The organism is Flavobacterium sp. (assembly GCF_043722275.1).
GTDB lineage: Bacteria > Bacteroidota > Bacteroidia > Flavobacteriales > Flavobacteriaceae > Flavobacterium.
In genome coordinates this window covers 1-20,294 of the sequence record NZ_JAYSPC010000110.1, presented here as the reverse complement: position 1 = coordinate 20,294, position 20,294 = coordinate 1, and the positions used below count along the sequence as shown (strand labels likewise).

Genomic DNA, 20,294 nt, shown 5'->3' with positions numbered 1-20,294 from the left:
AAAAATATAACTTCCGTTTTCTATACGAACATTGAAAGCCTTATATACAGCATCTTCATTTATAGCACATTGAACTCCTTCCAGAGGTAATTCTTTAGTTATAAACAGCTTGTTTTTATCTTCTACTTTATTCGCAAATTCTACAAACGACGCTTCAATTGCCTCACTTGTTCCGTAAATGTCCAAATGGTCCGCATCCATAGATGTGATACAGGCAATATTGGGGTGTAAATGCAAAAACGAACGATCAAATTCATCTGCTTCCACAACAGTTACGGTTTTTCCGCTTCCAATTAAATTAGAATTATAATTCTCCACAATTCCTCCCACGAAAGCTGTAACATCAGCTCCGCTTTCAAATAAAATATGTCCTAAAATACTTGAAGTTGTAGTTTTACCGTGCGTTCCGGCAACAGCAAAACAAAAAGTGTCTTTGGTAATAATTCCTAAAACTTCTGCACGTTTTTTAAGCTGATATTCTCTTTCTAAAAAGTAATTCCACTCTGAATGTGTTTTTGGTACTGCAGGAGTTATAATTACCAATGTATTTTCAGAATAATAATCAGACGGAATCAAACTAATATTATCTTCAAAATGAATATCAATACCGCTTTCGATTAATTCACTTGTTAGCATTGACGGCGTTTTATCGTAACCTGAAACCTGTTTCCCGATATTTTTAAAATAGCGGGCCAGAGCACTCATTCCGATGCCTCCAATGCCAATAAAATAAACGTTTTGTATTTGATTTAAATTCATTTTAATTTTTGATTTTGAGCTATTTACAAACAGTTTCTTTTTGTAAAAAACTAGTAATTAGGTCTTTGTATTTTCTTATCTTAATAACTCAAAACGCCTAAAAATAACGTTCTGCTCTATATAAATCGTTGTATAATTTTTATAAAAAATTACATTATAACAACTTTTCTATTTGTTCTACAATCGCTTTTGTCGCATTTGGCATCGCCAGTTTTTTGATATTGTCGCTTAATTGTTTTTGTTTTCCCTGATCTTTTAATAAAGCTTCAAATACAATACTAAACTGACTGTCTAATTCTAATTCTTTCAATAAAATAGCTCCTTTTGCATCTACTATTGCCTGTGCATTTTTAGTCTGATGATCTTCGGCGACATTGGGCGACGGAATAAAAATTACTGGTTTCCCAACAATACACAATTCAGATACTGAGGATGCGCCTGCACGTGAAATAATCACATCTGCCGCAGCATAAACAAAATCCATTCTTTCAATAAAATCAACAACTCTTACGTTTTGCTGATTGTGTTTTTTATAATCTTCAAAATATAATTTCCCGCATTGCCAAATTATCTGAACATCCTGAGAAAGTATATTGTGTAACTCTTTTTCAATTAACTGATTGACTCTTCTTGCGCCTAAACTTCCTCCCAGAACTAACAGCGTTTTTTTGTTAGGATCTAAACCATAAAAAACGATTGCTTCATCACGTTTACTTTCAATATCAATTAAATCCTGACGAACCGGATTTCCGGTTAAAACCATTTTATTTTTAGGAAAAAATCTTTCCAGATTTTCATACGCCACACAAATTGCATTTGCTTTCTTGCTCAACAACTTGTTTGTAATTCCCGGAAACGAATTTTGCTCCTGAATCACGGTTGGAATTCCTGCTAAACCTGCCGCTTGTAATAAAGGTCCGCTTGCAAAACCGCCTGTTCCTATCACAACATTTGGTTTAAATTGTCTGATGATTCTTCTTGATTCCAGCAAACTTGTTGCCAGTTTTAGAGGAAACATCAAGTTTTGCAAAGTCAATTTTCTTTGTAAACCTGCAATCCAAAGTCCTTTTATTTCATAACCTGCCTGAGGCACTTTTTGCATTTCCATTTTATCTTTGGCACCCACAAAAAGAAATTCAGCATCAGGAAACTTCAACTTTAATTCATTAGCAATCGCAATCGCAGGATAAATATGCCCTCCTGTTCCGCCACCACTTAATATGAATTTATAATTTGTCATATTTTTAAAAGTTATTCTGTTTTACTCTCTTTATTTATTCAAAACTGCATTCATCGGATTTCTCGAATTATCCTCAATTGAATACATTTCTGCTTCTTCATAAACTCCTGCCTTTTCATATTCAATTTCATCTTCTACAGCTAATTCTTTATCGATTAATCTTTGAAGCGCTTCTTTTCTTCTTTCCTTTTCCTCTTGCTCTTCTGCGATTTCTTCTTCCTTTTTAGTCACGCTAATGATAATTCCAAGAGAAAAACAAGTCATCCAGATAGAACTTCCTCCACTACTTATCAGCGGAAGCGTTTGTCCTGTAACCGGCAATAATTCTACTGCAACCGCCATATTGATCATCGCCTGAAATATCATTGGAAATCCAAGCCCGACGACGACTAACTTCCCAAATAACGTAGTTGCTTTATGCGATGCAATTACAAATCTGAACAATAACAATAAATACAATATCAATATTGAAACACCGCCAACTAAACCATATTCCTCAACAATAATCGCGTAGATAAAATCTGAAGATGATTGTGGTAAAAAGTTTTTCTGAACGCTTTTTCCTGGTCCAACTCCGCCGAATCTTCCTGATGCAATTGCAATTTTTGCTTTCTCGATTTGATAATCATCTTCATCAGGTTTGTCTGTGGTAAAGTTTTCAATACGACTTCCCCAAGTTCCTACCCTGCTAAAAAATCTTGATTCCGGAAAAGCCTTTGCAACCAATAAAAAGAACGCAAGCATTGCGATTCCTGAACCTATAATAAAACCAATATATTTTAATGGATATCTACCTATAAAAGTCAACATTATTACCATTGCAAATATCAACGCGGTAGTCGAAAAGTTAGCTGGCAAAATAAGTGCCAATGTTATAAAAACCGGCAACCAAAGCTGAATTAATGACGTTTGAAATGGTTCATTTTCTTCTCTGGTTTTGGACAAATAACGTGCAACATAAATAAATAATATACTCGCCGCTAATGTTGAAGTCTGAAACGTAATACCAATAAAAGGCACCTGAATCCAACGACTTGCATTTGCTCCGGCAATCACCGTTCCTTTCAATAATGTGTACAGTAACAGAAACCAAACTATAGGCAAAGCAATTTTTGAAATCGCTCTGAAATAATGATACGGAACTCTGTGAACCCAATAAATAATCAGGAAACCAATACAAATATGAGCCAGATGTTTTACCAAATAACCTAATGTATTTCCGGTTCCATGACCGATATAAGCCAAATTACTACTCGCACTAAAAACAGGCATAAACGAAAACAGCGCTAATAAAGCCACGAATGACCATATTACTCTATCTCCTTTAAGTTTATTAACTAATTCCTTCATGTTTTTAGTTTCAGGTTTTTCTTGTTTCAAATTTCAGGTTCCCACATAACGTGAAACTTGAAACTATTTTTTTTACAGATTATGAACCGCTTGCTTAAATTGTTTTCCACGATCTTCGTAGCTTTCGAATAAATCGAAACTTGCGCAGGCTGGAGACAATAAAACGGCGTCACCTTTTTCAGTTAAACGTTGTGCTGTTTTTACAGCGTCGCTCATATTATTCACTTCAACCATGATATCAACAACATTTCCAAAAGCACTGATAATTTTATGATTATCAACTCCAAGGCAAATAATTGCTTTTACTTTTTCACGAACTAATGACATCAATTCGTTATAATCGTTTCCTTTATCAACTCCACCAACAATCCAAACCGTTGGAACATTCATACTATCCAAAGCAAAAAAAGTAGCGTTTACATTTGTTGCTTTTGAATCATTGATGTATTGAACATTCTGGATTTTCAATACTTTTTCTAAACGGTGTTCAACACCTTGAAAATTAGATAAACTTTCGCGAATTGTTGCATTTCTAATTTGCATCAATTTTGCTACAGAGCTTGCTGCCATTGCGTTTTTCATGTTATGTTTTCCTTCTAACGCAATGTATTCTGTTTCCATTGTAAACTCTTCTTGGTTGATCTTTATTTCCATTTTGTTGTTATTTATAGAAGCCCCTTCATCGAATGTTTTAGACAATGAAAAAGGAATTAATTTTGCTTTTGTTGTGTTATTCTTAAACCATTCTGCTATTGTCTCATCATCTGCATCGTAAATAAGATAATCGCTTTCGGTTTGATTCATTGTTATTCGAAACTTTGAATCGATGTAATTTTGATATTTATATTCGTATCGGTCTAAATGATCCGGACTAATATTCGTTATAATGGCAATATCCGGCCTGTAATCTATAATTCCGTCAAGCTGAAAACTGCTTAATTCAAGCACATAGGCATCAAATTTATTTTCGGCAACCTGCCAGGCAAAACTTTTTCCAATGTTTCCGCCTAAACCAACATTTAAACCTGCTGATTTTAGTAAATGATGCGTTAACATTGTTGTCGTTGTTTTACCGTTACTTCCAGTAATCCCTATTGTTAACGCTTCGGTAAAAGGTATTGCGAATTCAATTTCTGAAATTACTTTTATTCCGGCAGCAATAAGTTTTTGTACGATGGGAGATTTGTCAGGAATTCCGGGACTTTTCATCACCACGTCGGCGTTCAAAATCAGGTCTTCAGTATGTTTTTCTTCTTCCCATTCAATTTTATTAATGATAAGAACTTCTTTATAGCTTTCTTTTATTTTTCCAAAATCAGATACAAAAACATCGTACCCTTTTTTCTTTCCGAGAATTGCGGTACCTACACCACTTTCTCCTCCTCCTAATACTACTAACCTCATACTTTATATAATTAAAAATTGAGAATTAAAAATTAAAAATCTAAATCATTAGACTTTTAACTGTTTTACATTTTCCCTTTTAAGGTTATTATTATTTTCTTTAGTATTATCGTGAAACTATTTTCTTTCATTTCTAAGAACTTTTAATTTTTAATTCTCAATTTTTAATTTAAAAATTATCTAAGTTTTAAAGTAACGATTGATAATATGGCTAACATGATCGCAACAATCCAAAAACGGGTTACAATTTTACTTTCATGATATCCTTTCTTTTGATAATGATGGTGCAACGGCGACATCAGAAAAATTCTTCGGCCTTCGCCATAACGTTTTTTAGTGAATTTGAAATAACTCACCTGTAAAACCACTGAGAAATTTTCTACTAAAAAGATTCCACACAATAGTGGAATCAATAATTCCTTACGAACTGCAATTGCTAAAACTGCAATGATTCCTCCAATTGTCAAACTTCCTGTATCGCCCATAAAAACCGATGCGGGATAGGAATTGTACCAAAGAAACCCAATTAGGGATCCCACAAATGCGGATATAAAAACGGTCATTTCTCCCGAATTAGGGATGTACATGATATTTAAATAATTTGAAAAAATAATATTCCCGGAAAGAAACGTAAATATCCCAAGCGCGAGGACGGAAACTGCCGAAGTTCCTGCGGCGAGACCATCAATTCCATCTGTTAAATTAGCTCCGTTTGAAACTGCTGTGATGATAAAAATAACAACCGGAATAAAAATTAACCAAGCCCATTTTTCATATCCTTCACCAGTCCAAGCTAATAATTCAGCATAATCAAATTCATTATTTTTTACAAAGGGAATTGTTGTTGCCGTAGATTTTTCCTCAATTGGCGCAGGCAAAACCACAGTTGTATTTGCTGATGTTCTAAAAATATCTGTTCTGCCCGTATCTGTTCTAACGGTTACGGCAGGATTAAAATAAAGAACCGTACCAACTATAATTCCTAAACCCACTTGCCCAATAACTTTAAAAATCCCTTTAAGTCCTTGCTTGTCTTTTTTGAATATTTTAATATAATCATCTACAAAACCAATTGTTCCCATCCAAAGCGTGGTTACAATAAGCAATACAATATAAATATTATGCAAACGAGCAAATAACAAAACCGGCACAAGCGTTGCAAAAATGATAATCAGTCCACCCATTGTTGGCGTTCCTGCTTTTTCATTTTGACCAGCCAGACCTAACTCACGAACGGTTTCACCAACTTGTTGTTTACGCAAAAAGTTGATAATTCTTTTTCCGTAAATCGTTGACAAAAGCAATGATAACATCAATGCCAAAGCCGATCTGAAGGTGATATACTGAAACACTCCTGTTCCCGGTATATCTAATGTTTTGTCTAAATATTCAAATAAATAGTATAGCATATATCTTGGTTTATTTGTTTAATTGTTTATTTGTTAGTTTTTTGATTTTATAATTATTCGGTTAAACGAATAACCAATTCACCTTTCAAACTTTTATTTTCCCAGTTGTTCTAAAATTTCTTTTACGGTTTCCATATCATCAAAATGATTTCGAACACCGTTTATTTCCTGATACGTTTCATGACCTTTTCCGGCGATTAAAATAATATCATTTGGCTGAGCCAATTGACAAGCGGTTTTAATTGCTTGTTTTCGATCTGTAATTCTCAATATCTTTTTATAATTATGAGCTTCAACTCCTTTTTCCATTTCATCTAAAATCACTTCAGGATCTTCGTTTCTTGGGTTATCAGATGTTAAAATTGCCTTATCACTTAGATCTGTAGCAATTTTTGCCATAATTGGTCTTTTAGTTTTATCTCTGTTTCCGCCACAACCCACAACTGTAATCAATTGTTCGTTTTTCGTACGGATATCAGCAATTGTTTTTAGAACATTATCCAATGCATCCGGCGTATGTGCGTAATCTACAATTGCAGTAATATTTCCTGTTGAAACAATGTATTGAAAACGACCTGAAACACTCTCTAAATCAGATAATAAGCGTAAAGCCTCTAAACTATCCATTCCTAATTCTACAGCCGTTCCGTAAATCGCCAAAACGTTGTAAGCGTTGAAAGTCCCAATTAGTTTTACCCAAACTTCATTGTCATTTACCTTCAATAATAATCCTGATAATTGACTTTCTAATATTGTTGCTTTAAAATCAGCATACGATTTTAAGGCATATGTAAATTTTCTCGCCACTGTATTTTGCAACATCACAGGTCCGTTTTTATCATCAATGTTTGATAAAGCGAAAGCTGTTTTAGGCAATGAATCAAAAAACGACTTTTTAACATCTCTGTATTCTGCAAAAGTTGGATGATAATCTAAATGATCGTGTGACAGATTTGTAAAAACTCCGCCAACAAAATGCAAAGCTTCTGTTCTTTTTTGGTGAATTCCGTGTGAACTCACTTCCATAAAACAATGCGTTACACCCGCTTCAATCATTTCATTTAAATAATGGTTGATTGTAATTGAATCCGGTGTTGTATGTGTTGCTTTATATTCAGTTTCATCAACCATGATTTTTACAGTTGATAATAAACCAACTTTAAAACCTGCTTTTTGAAACAACTGAAACAATAATGAAGCAATTGTTGTTTTTCCGTTTGTACCGGTTACGCCAACTAATTTTAATTTTTCGGAAGGATTTCCAAAATAATTAGCTGCCATAAAAGCCAAAGCCGAATTGGTATCCTTTACTTTAATGTAAGTGATTCCTTTTTGAATATTTTCAGGCAACGTATCGCAAATAATCGCAATTACACCTAGTTGAATCGCTTTTTCTATATAATCGTGACCATCAGAAAGTGATCCGCGAATGGCTATAAAAACATCATTTGCTTCAATTTTTCTTGAATCAAAATCAATTTTATGTATATCAATTTCTGTCGAACCTGTTACAGATTCAATAGCTACTTTATATAATATGTCTTTCAGTACTTTCACGATAATTCTAATACTATTGTTGTGTTTTTACTAATATTTTGTCCAGCTTGCAATGACTGTTTTTTCACTTTTCCTACTCCGTTTACTTTTACTTTCAAACCTAAATTTTCCAGTAAAGCAATGGCGTCCATTCCCGGCATTCCTTTTAAATCCGGAACCTGATTTGATTTTTTATTGGCTTCAACAACATAATATTTATCATAACTGGAATCCTGTTTTGGCACTCTTGAATCCAGTTTTTTAATTTTATTTGTTGATGGCGCATCTGTAAATATTTTTTGGGCAATTCTTTTAAAAACCGGTCCCGCAACATCTGCTCCGAAATAATTATTTTTTGATGTATTTGGTTTGTGAACCACTACAATACAAGAATATTTTGGATGATCTGCCGGAAAATATCCTACGAAAGAAGAAGCATAATACAATGCTGACTTTCCTTCTTTACCACCATAATTTACCTGAGCTGTTCCTGTTTTTCCTGCCATCGAAAAATCTTTTGAATACAATTTTGAACCAGTTCCTTTTTTAACCACATTAAGCAATACTGCTCTTATTTTATTAATAGTTTCTTGCGAACAAACTTTTGGATTAATCACTTCTACATCAAATTTCTTGATCGTTTTGTTCCATTCTTTAATTTCCGAAACAAATTGAGGTTTTACCATTACTCCATTATTAGCAATTGAATTGTAAAGTGTTAAAGTCTGCATTGGCGTAACCGAAACTCCATAACCAAAAGCCATCCAAGGCAATGAAACTCCAGACCAATGTTTGTCTCCCGGTTGCGGTATATAGGGTCTTCCTTCTCCTTTAAAATGTAATCCCAGTGTTTTATTTAATCCATAACTATTAATGTGATTTACAAATTTTGAGGGATTACTCTTGTAATTATCATAAACTGCCTGAACCATTACCGTATTTGATGAAAGTTCGAAACCGCGTGCTAACGTAACTTTACCGTAACCAGCTCTATGAGAATCAGTAACAGAACGACCATAATATTTTACTTGTCCGTTATGACTATCATACACCGTACTTGTATCTGCCACTTTATCATCTAAAATCGCCATTAAATCAACTAACTTAAAAGTAGATCCCGGCTCATGAGATTCTGCTACAGCATAATTTGTGGTTTCATAATACGATCCGTCTTCTGCTCTTCCTAAGTTAGAAATCGCTTTTACGTGACCTGTTTCTGTTTCCATCACTACCACACAACCATGATCTGCTTCGTACTCTTCAAGCTGTTTCAACAAAGCGTGATGCGCAATATCCTGAATAAAAACATCTATCGTCGAAATCACATCATAACCATCAATTGGATCTACCTCATTTAAATCACGAATAGGCTTCCATTGTCCTTTTGCAATTTTCTGTTTTAAAATCTTTCCGTCTTTTCCATTCAGATAATTTTTAAAAGCCCATTCGATTCCTTTTCCTACTTCAACTCCTGTTGCAGGATCAATACGATCGTAACCAATTGTTCTTTCGGCAATTTTGCCTATCGGATGTTTTCTAACCGTTTCTTGTTCAATGATAATTCCACCTTTAAAAGCTCCTAAATTGAATAATGGAAATCCTTTTATTTTCACATATTCTGTATAACTCAAATTGCGGGCAATCAAATAGTAACGGTTTTTATTGTCTCTTGCTTTTCTTAATTCTTTTTCGAAATAACTTGCCGGTTTATCTAAAACTGTTGATAAAGAATCCGATAATCCTTTTACATATTTTTCAAAAGTTTCTGTTTTTGGCGCTTTAGCATCAAAACGAATTTCATAATTAGGAATCGATGTTGCCAATAAACTTCCGTCAGCCGAATAAATATTTCCTTTGTTTGCCGGAATTACAAAATTTCTAACCGTACGCTGTTTCGCCAGTTTTCTATAATAGTCTCCTTCAACCCATTGAATATTGGTCAACTTAACGACAATAGCAATTGCCATCACAAAGATGAAAACTGCTACGAGGTAAATTCTGTAGGATATATTTTTATCGTCTACTGCCATATTCTTTTAAAGAAATTTTTTTCTTCTTCTTTTTTAACTTCTATTTTAACCGGAGGAACTGTTGATGGATAAATTTGTTTTTCAAACATTTTATCTGATATCGTTGATTCCATTTTCAATTTCATTAACTCAGAACGTCGGTCTACAAATTCAGATCGCAATTCTTTTACTTCATTACTCAGTTTTGCAATTTCAAAAACCTTTTGTTCGTATCGTTGTGTATTTGCAATCATCAAAATTGCAAGCAGAATTATAAAAACAATGAATCGCCAGTTTTTCACCGCGTCATCGTTTAAAAGAAATCTTGCTTTTAATATGCCAAATACTCCACCTTTCATTTTCTACCTATATATATTATACCTTCTCGGCAATCCTTAATTTTGCACTTCTTGCTCTATTGTTGATTTTAATCTCTGCATCGTCCGGAACAATCAATTTTCCAATGGTTTTATACGGAACAGAAAAATTTCCGAAAAAATCACGTTCTGGTTCTCCCTCAAACATTCCGTTTTTAATAAATCGTTTAACTAATCTGTCTTCTAACGAATGATACGAGATCACAGAAAATCTTCCGCCTGGATTAAGAATTTCCAGAGATTGCTCTATAAATTCTTTCAAAGCATCCATTTCATGATTTACTTCGATACGAATCGCCTGATAAATCTGAGCCAATACTTTATTTCGAACTCTTTCCGGTAAAAATTTTGCCAGAACGTCTTTCAATTCATCTGTCGTTTTTATTGGCTGATGCTCTCTGGCTTCAACAATTGTTCTTGCTATAACCGGTGCATTTTTCAACTCCCCATAATCAAAAAAAACACGACGTAAATCCTGTTCTTCATATTCATTAACCACCCGGTAAGCATTTAAGTCATTTTTCTGACTCATCCGCATATCCAGATTGGCATCAAATCTAGTAGAGAATCCTCGTTCCGGAACATCAAACTGATGGGATGAAACGCCTAAATCAGCTAAAATTCCGTCTACACTTTTAACTCCGTGAAAACGTAAAAATCGTTTTATAAATCTAAAGTTTTCATTAATTAAGGTAAACCGTTCATCTGGTAATGCATTTGCAAGCGCATCTTCGTCCTGATCAAAAGCAAACAATTTTCCGTTTGGTCCTAAGCGTTTCAAAATTTCTTTTGAATGGCCTCCGCCACCAAACGTTACATCTACATAAATGCCATCAGGTTTAATATTTAAACCATCAACTGTAGGATGAAGCAAAACCGGATTATGATATTCCATTGTCGTCGTCATTAATATTTCCCATTACTTCTTCGGCTAAATCTGCAAAATCCATATCTTCGCCGCTTATTGATTTTTCGTATAAATCTTTATCCCAAATTTCCACAATATTAACCGCAGATGAAAAAACCACATCTTTAGAAATACTTGAAAAAGCTACCAAATCCTTTGGAACCAATAATCTTCCTAATGCATCAATTTCTACCACTTTAACACCAGCAGTAAATCTTCGGATGAAATCATTGTTCTTTTTTACAAAACGATTCAGCTTGTTGATTTTTTGCATCATCAAGTCCCACTCTTCCATTGGATACAGTTCTAAACACGGCTGAAAAACAGAGCGCTTCAAAACGAATCCGTTTTGAAGGGAGGAAGCCAATTGCTTTTTTAAAGGCGCAGGCATCATTAGCCTTCCTTTAGCATCGACTTTACACTCATATGTTCCAACAATTGTGTTCAAGAAAAATACTTTAATATGTTATACAGCAAAAATATAAAAAATATTACCACATTTTACCACTAACTACCACTTTGTTGATAAGTTTAACCACTTTCTCCCTGCCAGCCTTAATTTATAGACAATCAATACTTTAGATAATAATTAGCTGAGCTGTAATTCTGTTTCAGGATCAAAAAAAATATGCACTATAATTCTTAAAAAATTAGTTATTATGCAGTTTTCTTAACATTTAACAAATACTACAAAACACCTCATAAATACTGATTTTTAAATACTTAGAAGTTCGACAAAAATTATCTAGTTAAAAAATGGTAGCAAAAATTCATTTTTATTTATTAAACCCTATATTTGTCCAAATTGAAATTGGCATTAAATTAAATGGACAAACACTACAAAAAAGAAGGCAAATACAGCTATTATGAAGCTGGAGAAGGAACTCCTATCGTGATTTTACATGGCTTAATGGGAGGTCTTAGTAACTTTGATGCTGTAGCACAATATTTCCCAACGAAAGGATACAAAGTTGTTATCCCGGATTTGCCAATATACACCCAAAGTATTTTAAAAACCAACGTAAAAAGCTTCGCTAAATATGTTAAAGACTTTATCACTTTTAAAGGCTTTGACAAAGTTATTTTGTTAGGTAATTCCCTTGGAGGTCATATTGCACTTTATCACACAAAACTATATCCTGAAAAAGTAGCAGGACTTGTAATTACCGGAAGTTCTGGTCTTTATGAAAGTGCTATGGGAGACAGTTACCCAAAAAGAGGTGACTATGAATACATCAGAAAGAAAGCTGAAGATGTATTTTATGATCCCGCAATTGCTACTCCGGAACTTATTGATGAAGTTTATGCAACGGTTAACGATCGTATCAAATTAATCAAAACCTTAACGATTGCTAAAAGCGCAATTCGTCATAATATGGCTAAAGATTTACCTAAGATGCCAGTGGAAACTTGTATTATTTGGGGTAAAAATGACGCTGTAACTCCACCGAATGTCGCCGAAGAATTTGATAAATTATTGCCTAATTCAACTTTGTATTGGATAGACAAATGTGGACACGCTGCTATGATGGAACATCCTGAAGAATTCAACAAAATTCTTGAAGAATGGCTCGTTAAAACGAATTTATAGCATCTAACTTTTGACTTTTAGGAGGTCTTAAACACAAAAAACATGAAAATTAATACCGCCGAATTTATTATCAGTAATTCTGAAGTTGCAAAATGTCCACAGGAATTTTTGCCGGAATATGCTTTTATCGGAAGATCAAACGTAGGGAAATCCTCTTTGATCAATATGCTTACCAATCATAAAAACTTAGCTAAAACATCAGGAAGACCTGGAAAAACGCAATTAATTAATCACTTTAAGATTAATAACAATTGGTTTTTGGTCGATTTACCCGGTTATGGCTATGCAAAAGTATCTAAAAAAACAAAATCAGTTTTTCAGCAATTCATCACTGATTATTTTGAAACCAGAGAACAACTAGTTTGTGCTTTTGTTTTGATTGATATTCGTCATGAAGCCCAAACTATTGACATTGAATTTATGTCATATATGGGAGAAAGCGAGATTCCGTTTTGTATTATTTTTACTAAAGCCGATAAGATTAGCAAAACAAAAATCGACTCACATATTGCAGCTTACAAAAAACAAATGTTTGCCAATAACTGGGAAGAAATGCCACATTATTTCGTGACTTCTGCTACAGAACAAACTGGAAAAGATGAAGTTTTGAGTTATATTGATGAAGTAAATCAAGAAGTTTTTAAAAACAACTCGCAATTTTAAATTCCAATAAAAAAATTCCAAATTCCAATTTCTGAGGTTTATCAGAATGTGAAAAAGAAAAAAATCCCAAATTCCAAGTTTTAATTGGAATTTGGGATTTTTTTTACTTAGAATTTATTCCTTCTGAGTTGTTTTGTCATTTCGACGAAGGAGAAATCTCCGCAAGTTATTCCGCAACGAGAATCCAATCTTTATCGAGCTTCTCACGGAGATTTCTCCTTCGTCGAAATGACAAATTGGAGTCTTGACTTTTTAATTTAGAATTCCTCATTTATTATTTCCTTTAGAATTTGGAATTTTAAAATATTGGGATTTATTTCGTTAGCTCCAGTTTTTCTGCAAAATAATCACAGAAATCTTTCATTGTATCCGACATTTTTTCGTCGTCTGTTGCGCGTTTAAAAGTATCCGCCATTGCAACTAAAGTCTGGTGGAAGAAAATCTTCATTTCATCAACCGGCATATCTTTTGTCCACAAATCAATACGCATCGTTTCTTTGACTTTACTGTCCCAAATAGACAACATAATTGCTTTTGCTTCTTCAGCTTCAACACCGCCATCTTTTGCGCTCCACGTTAATTTTTCCGGAACACGGTTTTCGTCTAATTCTATATTGAATCTAATTTCTGAGTTTACTGTATCTGACATTACTTCTTAGGTTTATATTTTGATTGTTCAAAAATTTCTTTTGCATTTATTTTTAATAATTCTGGCAATGTTACATTCGCATTATTCTTCATATAAGATCGAACTATTTGCCATCCAAGCCAGGCGCCAATTCGTCCCGGAGAATCGTTATCTATTTCTAAATAAAATTTAGAAAACGGAGCCGGCGCTATAAATCGGGTTGTTAATTTGGGATCATCGCTGTAAAGCAATTCATTTTCGATAATAAAGCGCCACATATAAGCTTCATTTTCCTGACTCCATTTTATTTGTTCCGGTGTGTAACCCATTTTATCTGCATCTGAATATTCAGGTAAAAGCAAATCTTTTGCATACAATTGTTTTCCTTCAAAAATCATTTGAGAAATTAAGTTTTTATCCGCAAATGCAGGAATATTTCGGTAGGCAAAACTGGAAACCACATCCGGCATAATTTGTTTTTCCTCAAAATTCTGTTTCAGATAATTAGGAAACTGATAAAACTTATGTTCTTTTCCTAAATACAACTCTAAAGCAACAATTACCAGACTATCAGCATAAATCGCTTTTGAAGTATAATCCATTTCGCCAATTACAGTAATTACTTTCGGAATTTTTGTTTTGGGAAAATAATACTTTACGTGCTGAAACAATTTATTGAATTCCTGACGAACTGGTTCAAAATTGGCGTATTTTTTTTGCACTTCAGTATATACCTCTTTCCAAAGCGGGTCCTGCATTTTTTTTAACCAAATATTATCGTCATTTCCTGCCGGGAAAAAGAAAGGATATTGTCTTTTTACTCTCGCTAAATCTTCTGGTTTAGTTTCAAAAAAAACTTTATCAAAACGCTCTACTTTAATATCAACGGGGATTTCTTCAACCTCTTTCTCTACTTTAGTTTTTTGTTCACAGGACAAAAAAAACAAAGACAGAACCACTACAAAGCAATAAATTTTCATTTTATTTTAATTAGATTTGTGTTGCTGGATTTTAAGTAAAAAGATACTTAAAAATAATTCTGCAAATATACATCCCTACATCTTAAAACTTGAACTATTATGGCTAAAAAAAGTACGATTCAGACAGAAAAAGTAAATATCCACATTGTAGAGTGGCTAAAAAATTATGCTAACAATGCAAAAGCAAACGGTTTTGTTATTGGAATTTCCGGCGGAGTTGACTCTGCTGTGACTTCTACCCTATGCGCTCAAACAGGTTTGAAGGTTTTATGTGTTGAAATGCCAATTCACCAGGCTCCAAATCAAGTTTTAAGAGGAAGAGAACACATTGACCAGTTAAAAAAGCGTTTCCCAAACGTTTCTGATGTTCAAACTGACCTTACGGATACATTTGAAGCTTTTAAGATTGCAGTTCCTACATCTGAAGATTCAACAAAAGTTAATTTATCGTTAGCAAACACTCGTGCACGTCTCAGAATGACGTCTTTATATTATTTAGCCGGAATTCACGGCTTATTAGTTGCAGGGACGGGGAATAAAGTAGAAGATTTTGGCGTAGGTTTTTACACCAAGTATGGAGATGGAGGAGTCGATTTAAGTCCAATTGCCGACTTAATGAAGTCAGATGTGTATGCTTTAGGTGAATTTTTAGCAATTCCGACAACAATTTTAACAGCTGCACCTACAGATGGATTATTTGGCGATAATCGTACAGATGAGGACCAATTAGGGGCAAGTTATGACGAACTTGAATGGGCGATGTTAGCTGCGGAGTCAGGAAATACGGCATCTGACTTTGATGGGAGAGAAAAATCTGTCTTTGAAATTTATAAACGTTTAAACACCAGTAACAAGCATAAAATGGACTCAATTCCGGTCTGTTTAATACCAAAAACGTTAAAATAAAAGATTTTAACATTTGTCTGCAATTAATTACAGAATTTATTTATTAATTTTACAGTTCCAAAAACATGAACAATTCTAAAAAAGGTAAAAATTATGATTAAAGTATGTCTTGCAGACAATCATCCTGTGACTCACTTTGGCGTTAAGTCTTATTTCAAAGACCACGATCAAATTTCAATTGTTGCCAACGTAGGCAATTTTTCAATGGTTAGAGATATCCTTCAAACGAAGGAGATCGATATCCTAATTCTCGATCTAGAGCTGGAGGGGCTTTCAAGCATCTTCGAGGTCAAGTCGATCCTGAAAAATTTCCCGAAGACAAAAATTGTAATTTTTAGTGACCTCGCTGAACAAATGTATGCTCCAAATGCTATTAAAGCAGGAGTTTCCGGGTATGTGCACAAAACAGAAAAACTTGAAACTTTAGGTCTTTCTATTATTAAAGTACACGAAGGAAAAATCATCATCAACGAAACAGTACGTAAAAACATGGCGCTTATTGCTAAACAAAGCAAAAGCGAACGTTTGTACAGAAAACTTTCTAATCGCGAGATTGAAGTTTTACGTTACTTAAGTGATGGTAAGAAAAATAATGAAATCTCTAAAATCTTAAATCTGAACGAGAAAACGATCAGTACTTACAAATTAAGATTATTGACTAAATTAAATGTTACTAATTTAGTTGACTTAGTTAATAAAGCGAAGACTTTAGAAATTATTTAATGGTATCTCGACATTACTCTTCCTAGTTTTTTCGAGAATGAATTAACAAGTTTCGAGTAATCGACAACCATAGACAAAAGCTCTGTATTATCTGAATTATCAGGTTGTATAGAGCTTTTTAATTCCTCGATGATTTTGTCAACCAAAAACCAACGCATAGACATAATAGTTTCAGAAACATATTGACTGATGCCGGCCTGTTTATCTTTTGCAAAAATATTCTGTCCTTCCCAGTTGTGAAGTGATACTTTTTCATCCTCCATCAGAATATCTGTCACTTCCTGAGCAAAATCAGGTTGTATCCGCATTAAATATTGCTCCAGACTAAACTTTTCAGTTTGGTTATAAAACCCAATTAAGTCTGTATAAATATCCCTGAACAAATTATTAGAAAGTTCAACCTCATCTTCCTGCAAACTCAAATAAATTCGCTCGAAAACTTTGTATTGTCTCTTTTCAGAAATCATTACAACCTCACCTTCATCATTATTTTTCAAAAGCACATCTTCAAACTCTTCTGTTTTATCTCCATAAAGCAATAGAATCTCAATTACTTTTCGTTCTAAACGGTAAAGAATATCTACTTTTTCTGTTGGCTCTGCTGCATAACCAGATTCTCCCGGATAATCATCGGGAGGTCCATTTCTTGGATCTTCCGGATCTCCTCCTGAATATTTTGATTTTTGGTTTCTAACAACATCAAAAGGTTTATGTTCCTGTTTTTGCTTTTTACCAGCTTCAACAAGATCTTTTTGAATTAATTGTGCCAAAGTACTCGTAAGTACCTGCTCAGAAATATCCATGATTCTGGCACATTCCTGAATATAAACTTCACGCTGAATACGATCTGGTATTTTTGAAATACTGGCAACCATATCCCTGATTAAGTCGGCTTTTTTTATAGGATCGTTTTTAGCATCTTTCATTAAGAGCGACGCTTTAAACTGAATAAAATCTTTACTGTTTTCTTCTAAATAGGCAACCAGTTCATCATGAGAATTTTTTCGTGCAAAACTGTCCGGATCTTCTCCATCAGGAAAAGCACAAACTCTAACGTTCATTCCTTCTTCAAGAATCAAATCAATTCCTCGAACAGAAGCACGTAATCCTGCAGCATCTCCATCAAAAAGAACGGTTATATTTCTGGTCAGTCTGTTTACCAAACGAATCTGATCTGGCGTTAAAGCAGTTCCGGATGAAGCCACAACGTTCTCAATTCCTGCCTGATTGAACTGAATCACATCTGTATAACCTTCCACCAGATAACAATTATTTTGTTTTGCTATGGATTGTTTTGCCTGAAAAATTCCGTAAAGCACTTTACTTTTATGGTAAATATCACTTTCCGGAGAGTTTAAGTATTTCGCCGCTTTTTTATCATTAGTTAAAATACGTCCTCCAAAACCTAAAACACGTCCGGACATACTTTCAATAGGAAACATTACACGACCTTTAAAACGGTCAAAAGGGCGGTCTTCTCTGGCAATTGTCAAACCGGTGCTTTCAAGAAATTCTAGCTTATATCCTTTACCAAGAGCTTCTTTAGTAAGTGCATCCCAGGTTTCAGGCGAATATCCTAAACTAAATTTTTTAATGGTTTCGTTTGTAAAACCTCTTTCTTTAAAATAAGAAAGTCCAATTGCTTTTCCTTCCTCAGAATTTAAAAGTGTGTTATGAAAATATTCTTTTGCAAATTCTGATACTAAATACATACTTTCACGAACATCCGTCATTGCTTTTTCAGCATCTGTCTGTTCGGTTTCTTCAATTTCAATGTTGTATTTTCTTGCCAAATACCGAATCGCTTCCGGATATGTAAACTGTGAATGTTCCATTAGGAATTTAACAGAGTTGCCGCCTTTTCCTGTACTAAAATCCTTCCAGATTCCTTTTGCCGGTGAAACCATGAACGAAGGAGAGCGCTCATCTGAGAACGGACTTAATCCTTTGAAGTTACTTCCGGCGCGTTTTAAATTGACAAAATCACCAATAACCTCCTCTACACGAGCAGTTTCAAAAACAGTATCAACAGTATTTTGTGAAATCAAAACGTAAAATATTTTAAAATTTGAAGTCTGTAAAAGTACACAAATCGATCTTGATTTCAATAAAAAAAGTGCCTCATTCGAGACACTTCTTTCACTAACTAATTAACTGTATTCTTAATTTAAGTCAAAACGCAACCCTAACGAAATATTATTTTCTTTTACTAAATTGTTCTCAAACAATGGATTCAAATCATATTTTACATACAAACTCATTTCTTTATATCCAATATAAGAACTCAGCCCGTAAATAAAATTGTTTACATTATAATCTCCTTTTATTGTCGTTTTATAATCTAAATCGTCCTGATCGTATTTTAAAATTTGTTTTGATTTTACATTTATTCCTGCATATCCACCAATTCCAAAACGGAAACTTTTATGTGTTCTAAAATATGTTTTTTCGTTACTTATCTGAGGTTTAGAGAAATCAAATTCTAAATGTAACGGCAATACTAAATAAACATTTCTAAAACGAGATTCATCAAGATTTATAGCATTTGTCTGCAGTTCTGTTTGATTACCGTTAACAACAAAACTTCTGTTATCTGTTGCACGAATATTATTGTACATTAATGAAAGTCCGTATTTAGCGTGTAATAAATTATCGTTTTTCATTAATCTGGAATTATATGTAAAACCCCACTCATAGAAATGTGAACCAATAAAACTGTAATTAGCATCCTGAAGTTTTCCGTCGGCCATCATATTGTTTAAACCCATTGCAAATACAAATTGTGACGTAGTTCTTCTTTCTCCGTGAATAGAATCTTTGTCTCTTTTTGGATTCCAACGAATTACATAAATATGTGACGAATCCTGTTCCTTGATTTTTCCGTCAACTTTTTGCTGTACCAGATCGTTAAGTTCATTTTGAGCCAAGGTCACTTTTTCTTCAATGATAACCGCTCTGGCTTCTGCCAATTCTTTTTTGCGCTTGTCTGCTTGTTCCTGCGTAATTTTCCCTTCAGACAATTGTACGTTTACAGCTTCTACTTCTTCTTTTAAAGCAGCTTTTTCTTCTTTGGTAATATTCTCTATCTTATTGGCAATTTTCTTTGCTCTGGATTCAAAACTTTCCTGCCCAAGAACTTTAGTAACAAATAAAAAGACCAGGATTACGAGATAAATGGTAAAATTTTTCATGATTGATTGATTTTAAATTGATTGATGATTTTTAATTATTGATTGTTAATGGTTAATTGTTGATTGTTTAACCTTCTTTCTTCTATACTCTTTACTCTTTACTCTTGCTTATTACGATTCGCCAACGCCACTTTTACTGATTGATAGTTTTTATTGACTTTTGTAATCATTTTTTCTCTAAACGAAAGTTCTAATTCGCCATCGACCTGATTGAGTAAATCATTGGCATTGATTTTTACTTTTGATTTTGGTTTTACCGAATTTTCAGCGACAACGCTTTTTTCGGCTGTTTCCAGTAGCTGATCTACTGTTTCTTTTTTAGGAGTTTCAGCAACTGAAGTTTTAATAATTGATTGTTTTTCCTGATTGTTTTTGATGATGATTGAAGACTCCGCTATTTGATTTGATTCATTTTTTATGGTTTTATTTGATTTTTGTCCCGAAACTTCGGCAAGGTTCTTTTCTTTTTTTATTGTTTTTTGAGTTGAAGTTTTTTCTGAAATTGCAACTTCAGTTTTATTGGAATCTATAATGTTTAAAGTTGGTTTTATAACTGAATCTTCCTTTATATTCTCTTTTACAACAACTGTCTTTTGTGGTGTTTCAACTGGATTTTTCTTC

At 33.7% G+C, this 20,294-nt stretch carries 19 protein-coding genes; 4 read left to right on the top strand and 15 right to left on the bottom strand.

The genetic code is table 11. From position 1 onward, the window contains the following. The 10 genes from ACHZDT_RS14130 to ACHZDT_RS14085 form a co-directional block, all read right to left on the bottom strand. The coding region (locus tag ACHZDT_RS14130) for a Mur ligase domain-containing protein (RefSeq protein ID WP_394775266.1) at positions 1 to 759 on the bottom strand (759 nt) is incomplete at its 3' end. Positions 760 to 913: 154 nt separating this feature from the next. Next, positions 914 to 1,999 carry an undecaprenyldiphospho-muramoylpentapeptide beta-N-acetylglucosaminyltransferase gene (gene murG / locus ACHZDT_RS14125; RefSeq protein ID WP_394775265.1) on the bottom strand — a complete coding sequence of 362 codons (1,086 nt, stop codon included), beginning with the start codon at positions 1,997 to 1,999 and terminating at the stop codon, positions 914 to 916. 30 nt (positions 2,000 to 2,029) lie between these two features. After that, positions 2,030 to 3,349, bottom strand: coding sequence for an FtsW/RodA/SpoVE family cell cycle protein (locus ACHZDT_RS14120; protein ID WP_394775267.1), 1,320 nt, complete (start codon positions 3,347 to 3,349; stop codon positions 2,030 to 2,032). Between the two features lie 72 nt (positions 3,350 to 3,421). After that, positions 3,422 to 4,753 carry a UDP-N-acetylmuramoyl-L-alanine--D-glutamate ligase gene (gene murD / locus ACHZDT_RS14115; RefSeq protein ID WP_394775264.1) on the bottom strand — a complete coding sequence of 444 codons (1,332 nt, stop codon included), beginning with the start codon at positions 4,751 to 4,753 and terminating at the stop codon, positions 3,422 to 3,424. A gap of 176 nt (positions 4,754 to 4,929) precedes the next feature. Further along, positions 4,930 to 6,162, bottom strand: a complete 1,233-nt coding sequence (mraY, locus tag ACHZDT_RS14110) for a phospho-N-acetylmuramoyl-pentapeptide-transferase (RefSeq protein ID WP_394775263.1) — start codon at positions 6,160 to 6,162, stop codon at positions 4,930 to 4,932. A gap of 93 nt (positions 6,163 to 6,255) precedes the next feature. Further along, the gene (locus tag ACHZDT_RS14105) at positions 6,256 to 7,719 is read right to left on the bottom strand and encodes a UDP-N-acetylmuramoyl-L-alanyl-D-glutamate--2,6-diaminopimelate ligase (protein ID WP_394775262.1); all 1,464 of its coding nucleotides are present in this window, start codon (positions 7,717 to 7,719) and stop codon (positions 6,256 to 6,258) included. After that, positions 7,716 to 9,728 (bottom strand): penicillin-binding protein, encoded by a 2,013-nt coding sequence (locus ACHZDT_RS14100; RefSeq protein WP_394775261.1) that lies wholly within the window; start codon positions 9,726 to 9,728, stop codon positions 7,716 to 7,718. The genes ACHZDT_RS14105 and ACHZDT_RS14100 overlap by 4 nt, the downstream gene beginning before the upstream one ends. Next, positions 9,719 to 10,066 carry an FtsL-like putative cell division protein gene (locus tag ACHZDT_RS14095; protein WP_394775260.1) on the bottom strand — a complete coding sequence of 116 codons (348 nt, stop codon included), beginning with the start codon at positions 10,064 to 10,066 and terminating at the stop codon, positions 9,719 to 9,721. The genes ACHZDT_RS14100 and ACHZDT_RS14095 overlap by 10 nt, the downstream gene beginning before the upstream one ends. Positions 10,067 to 10,082: 16 nt before the next feature. Further along, positions 10,083 to 10,991 (bottom strand): 16S rRNA (cytosine(1402)-N(4))-methyltransferase RsmH, encoded by a 909-nt coding sequence (gene rsmH / locus ACHZDT_RS14090; protein ID WP_394775259.1) that lies wholly within the window; start codon positions 10,989 to 10,991, stop codon positions 10,083 to 10,085. Next, entirely contained in the window at positions 10,966 to 11,439 is a 474-nt protein-coding gene (locus ACHZDT_RS14085) for a division/cell wall cluster transcriptional repressor MraZ (protein WP_029273286.1), read from the bottom strand. Before ACHZDT_RS14085 ends, rsmH begins: the two co-directional genes overlap by 26 nt. Before the next feature lie 378 nt (positions 11,440 to 11,817). Between ACHZDT_RS14085 and ACHZDT_RS14080 the strand changes: the two genes are divergently transcribed. Both ACHZDT_RS14080 and yihA read left to right on the top strand, forming a co-directional pair. Continuing rightward, positions 11,818 to 12,582, top strand: a complete 765-nt coding sequence (locus ACHZDT_RS14080; protein WP_213305054.1) for an alpha/beta fold hydrolase — start codon at positions 11,818 to 11,820, stop codon at positions 12,580 to 12,582. Between the two features lie 42 nt (positions 12,583 to 12,624). Then, positions 12,625 to 13,245, top strand: a complete 621-nt coding sequence (gene yihA / locus ACHZDT_RS14075) for a ribosome biogenesis GTP-binding protein YihA/YsxC (RefSeq protein WP_394775258.1) — start codon at positions 12,625 to 12,627, stop codon at positions 13,243 to 13,245. 313 nt (positions 13,246 to 13,558) lie between these two features. Here yihA and gldC read toward each other — a convergent pair whose 3' ends face one another. Beyond that, on the bottom strand, positions 13,559 to 13,894 hold the full coding sequence (gldC, locus tag ACHZDT_RS14070) for a gliding motility protein GldC (protein ID WP_394775257.1): 336 nt from the start codon (positions 13,892 to 13,894) through the stop codon (positions 13,559 to 13,561). Next, the gene (gldB, locus tag ACHZDT_RS14065; protein ID WP_394775256.1) at positions 13,894 to 14,853 is read right to left on the bottom strand and encodes a gliding motility lipoprotein GldB; all 960 of its coding nucleotides are present in this window, start codon (positions 14,851 to 14,853) and stop codon (positions 13,894 to 13,896) included. Before gldB ends, gldC begins: the two co-directional genes overlap by 1 nt. Positions 14,854 to 14,952: 99 nt before the next feature. Between gldB and nadE the strand changes: the two genes are divergently transcribed. Together nadE and ACHZDT_RS14055 are read left to right on the top strand one after the other, a co-directional pair. Beyond that, positions 14,953 to 15,759 carry an NAD(+) synthase gene (gene nadE, locus ACHZDT_RS14060; RefSeq protein ID WP_394775255.1) on the top strand — a complete coding sequence of 269 codons (807 nt, stop codon included), beginning with the start codon at positions 14,953 to 14,955 and terminating at the stop codon, positions 15,757 to 15,759. Between the two features lie 93 nt (positions 15,760 to 15,852). Then, positions 15,853 to 16,482 (top strand): response regulator transcription factor, encoded by a 630-nt coding sequence (locus ACHZDT_RS14055; RefSeq protein WP_026730588.1) that lies wholly within the window; start codon positions 15,853 to 15,855, stop codon positions 16,480 to 16,482. On the opposite strand, the gene dnaG is transcribed toward ACHZDT_RS14055, so the two are convergent. From dnaG to ACHZDT_RS14040, 3 genes are all read right to left on the bottom strand, one after another. Next, positions 16,479 to 18,530 carry a DNA primase gene (gene dnaG, locus ACHZDT_RS14050; RefSeq protein WP_394775254.1) on the bottom strand — a complete coding sequence of 684 codons (2,052 nt, stop codon included), beginning with the start codon at positions 18,528 to 18,530 and terminating at the stop codon, positions 16,479 to 16,481. The genes ACHZDT_RS14055 and dnaG overlap by 4 nt on opposite strands. Before the next feature lie 114 nt (positions 18,531 to 18,644). Beyond that, positions 18,645 to 19,673: a hypothetical protein gene (locus ACHZDT_RS14045; protein WP_394775253.1), complete on the bottom strand. Its 1,029-nt coding sequence runs from the start codon at positions 19,671 to 19,673 to the stop codon at positions 18,645 to 18,647. Positions 19,674 to 19,771: 98 nt separating this feature from the next. Further along, positions 19,772 to 20,294 (bottom strand): hypothetical protein (locus ACHZDT_RS14040; protein WP_394775252.1); only part of this gene is annotated, 523 nt, incomplete at its 5' end.

Excerpts from the sequence above, each read along its gene's own strand:
- ACHZDT_RS14095 (WP_394775260.1), bottom strand. The coding sequence starts at position 10,066 with ATGAAAGGTGGAGTATTTGGCATATTAAAAGCAAGATTTCTTTTAAAC.
- gldB (WP_394775256.1), bottom strand. The coding sequence starts at position 14,853 with ATGAAAATTTATTGCTTTGTAGTGGTTCTGTCTTTGTTTTTTTTGTCC.
- rsmH (WP_394775259.1), bottom strand. The coding sequence starts at position 10,991 with ATGACGACGACAATGGAATATCATAATCCGGTTTTGCTTCATCCTACA.
- ACHZDT_RS14055 (WP_026730588.1), top strand. The coding sequence starts at position 15,853 with ATGATTAAAGTATGTCTTGCAGACAATCATCCTGTGACTCACTTTGGC.
- ACHZDT_RS14100 (WP_394775261.1), bottom strand. The coding sequence starts at position 9,728 with ATGGCAGTAGACGATAAAAATATATCCTACAGAATTTACCTCGTAGCA.
- ACHZDT_RS14120 (WP_394775267.1), bottom strand. The coding sequence starts at position 3,349 with ATGAAGGAATTAGTTAATAAACTTAAAGGAGATAGAGTAATATGGTCA.
- gldC (WP_394775257.1), bottom strand. The coding sequence starts at position 13,894 with ATGTCAGATACAGTAAACTCAGAAATTAGATTCAATATAGAATTAGAC.
- nadE (WP_394775255.1), top strand. The coding sequence starts at position 14,953 with ATGGCTAAAAAAAGTACGATTCAGACAGAAAAAGTAAATATCCACATT.
- murG (WP_394775265.1), bottom strand. The coding sequence starts at position 1,999 with ATGACAAATTATAAATTCATATTAAGTGGTGGCGGAACAGGAGGGCAT.
- ACHZDT_RS14045 (WP_394775253.1), bottom strand. The coding sequence starts at position 19,673 with ATGAAAAATTTTACCATTTATCTCGTAATCCTGGTCTTTTTATTTGTT.
- yihA (WP_394775258.1), top strand. The coding sequence starts at position 12,625 with ATGAAAATTAATACCGCCGAATTTATTATCAGTAATTCTGAAGTTGCA.
- murD (WP_394775264.1), bottom strand. The coding sequence starts at position 4,753 with ATGAGGTTAGTAGTATTAGGAGGAGGAGAAAGTGGTGTAGGTACCGCA.
- mraY (WP_394775263.1), bottom strand. The coding sequence starts at position 6,162 with ATGCTATACTATTTATTTGAATATTTAGACAAAACATTAGATATACCG.
- ACHZDT_RS14080 (WP_213305054.1), top strand. The coding sequence starts at position 11,818 with ATGGACAAACACTACAAAAAAGAAGGCAAATACAGCTATTATGAAGCT.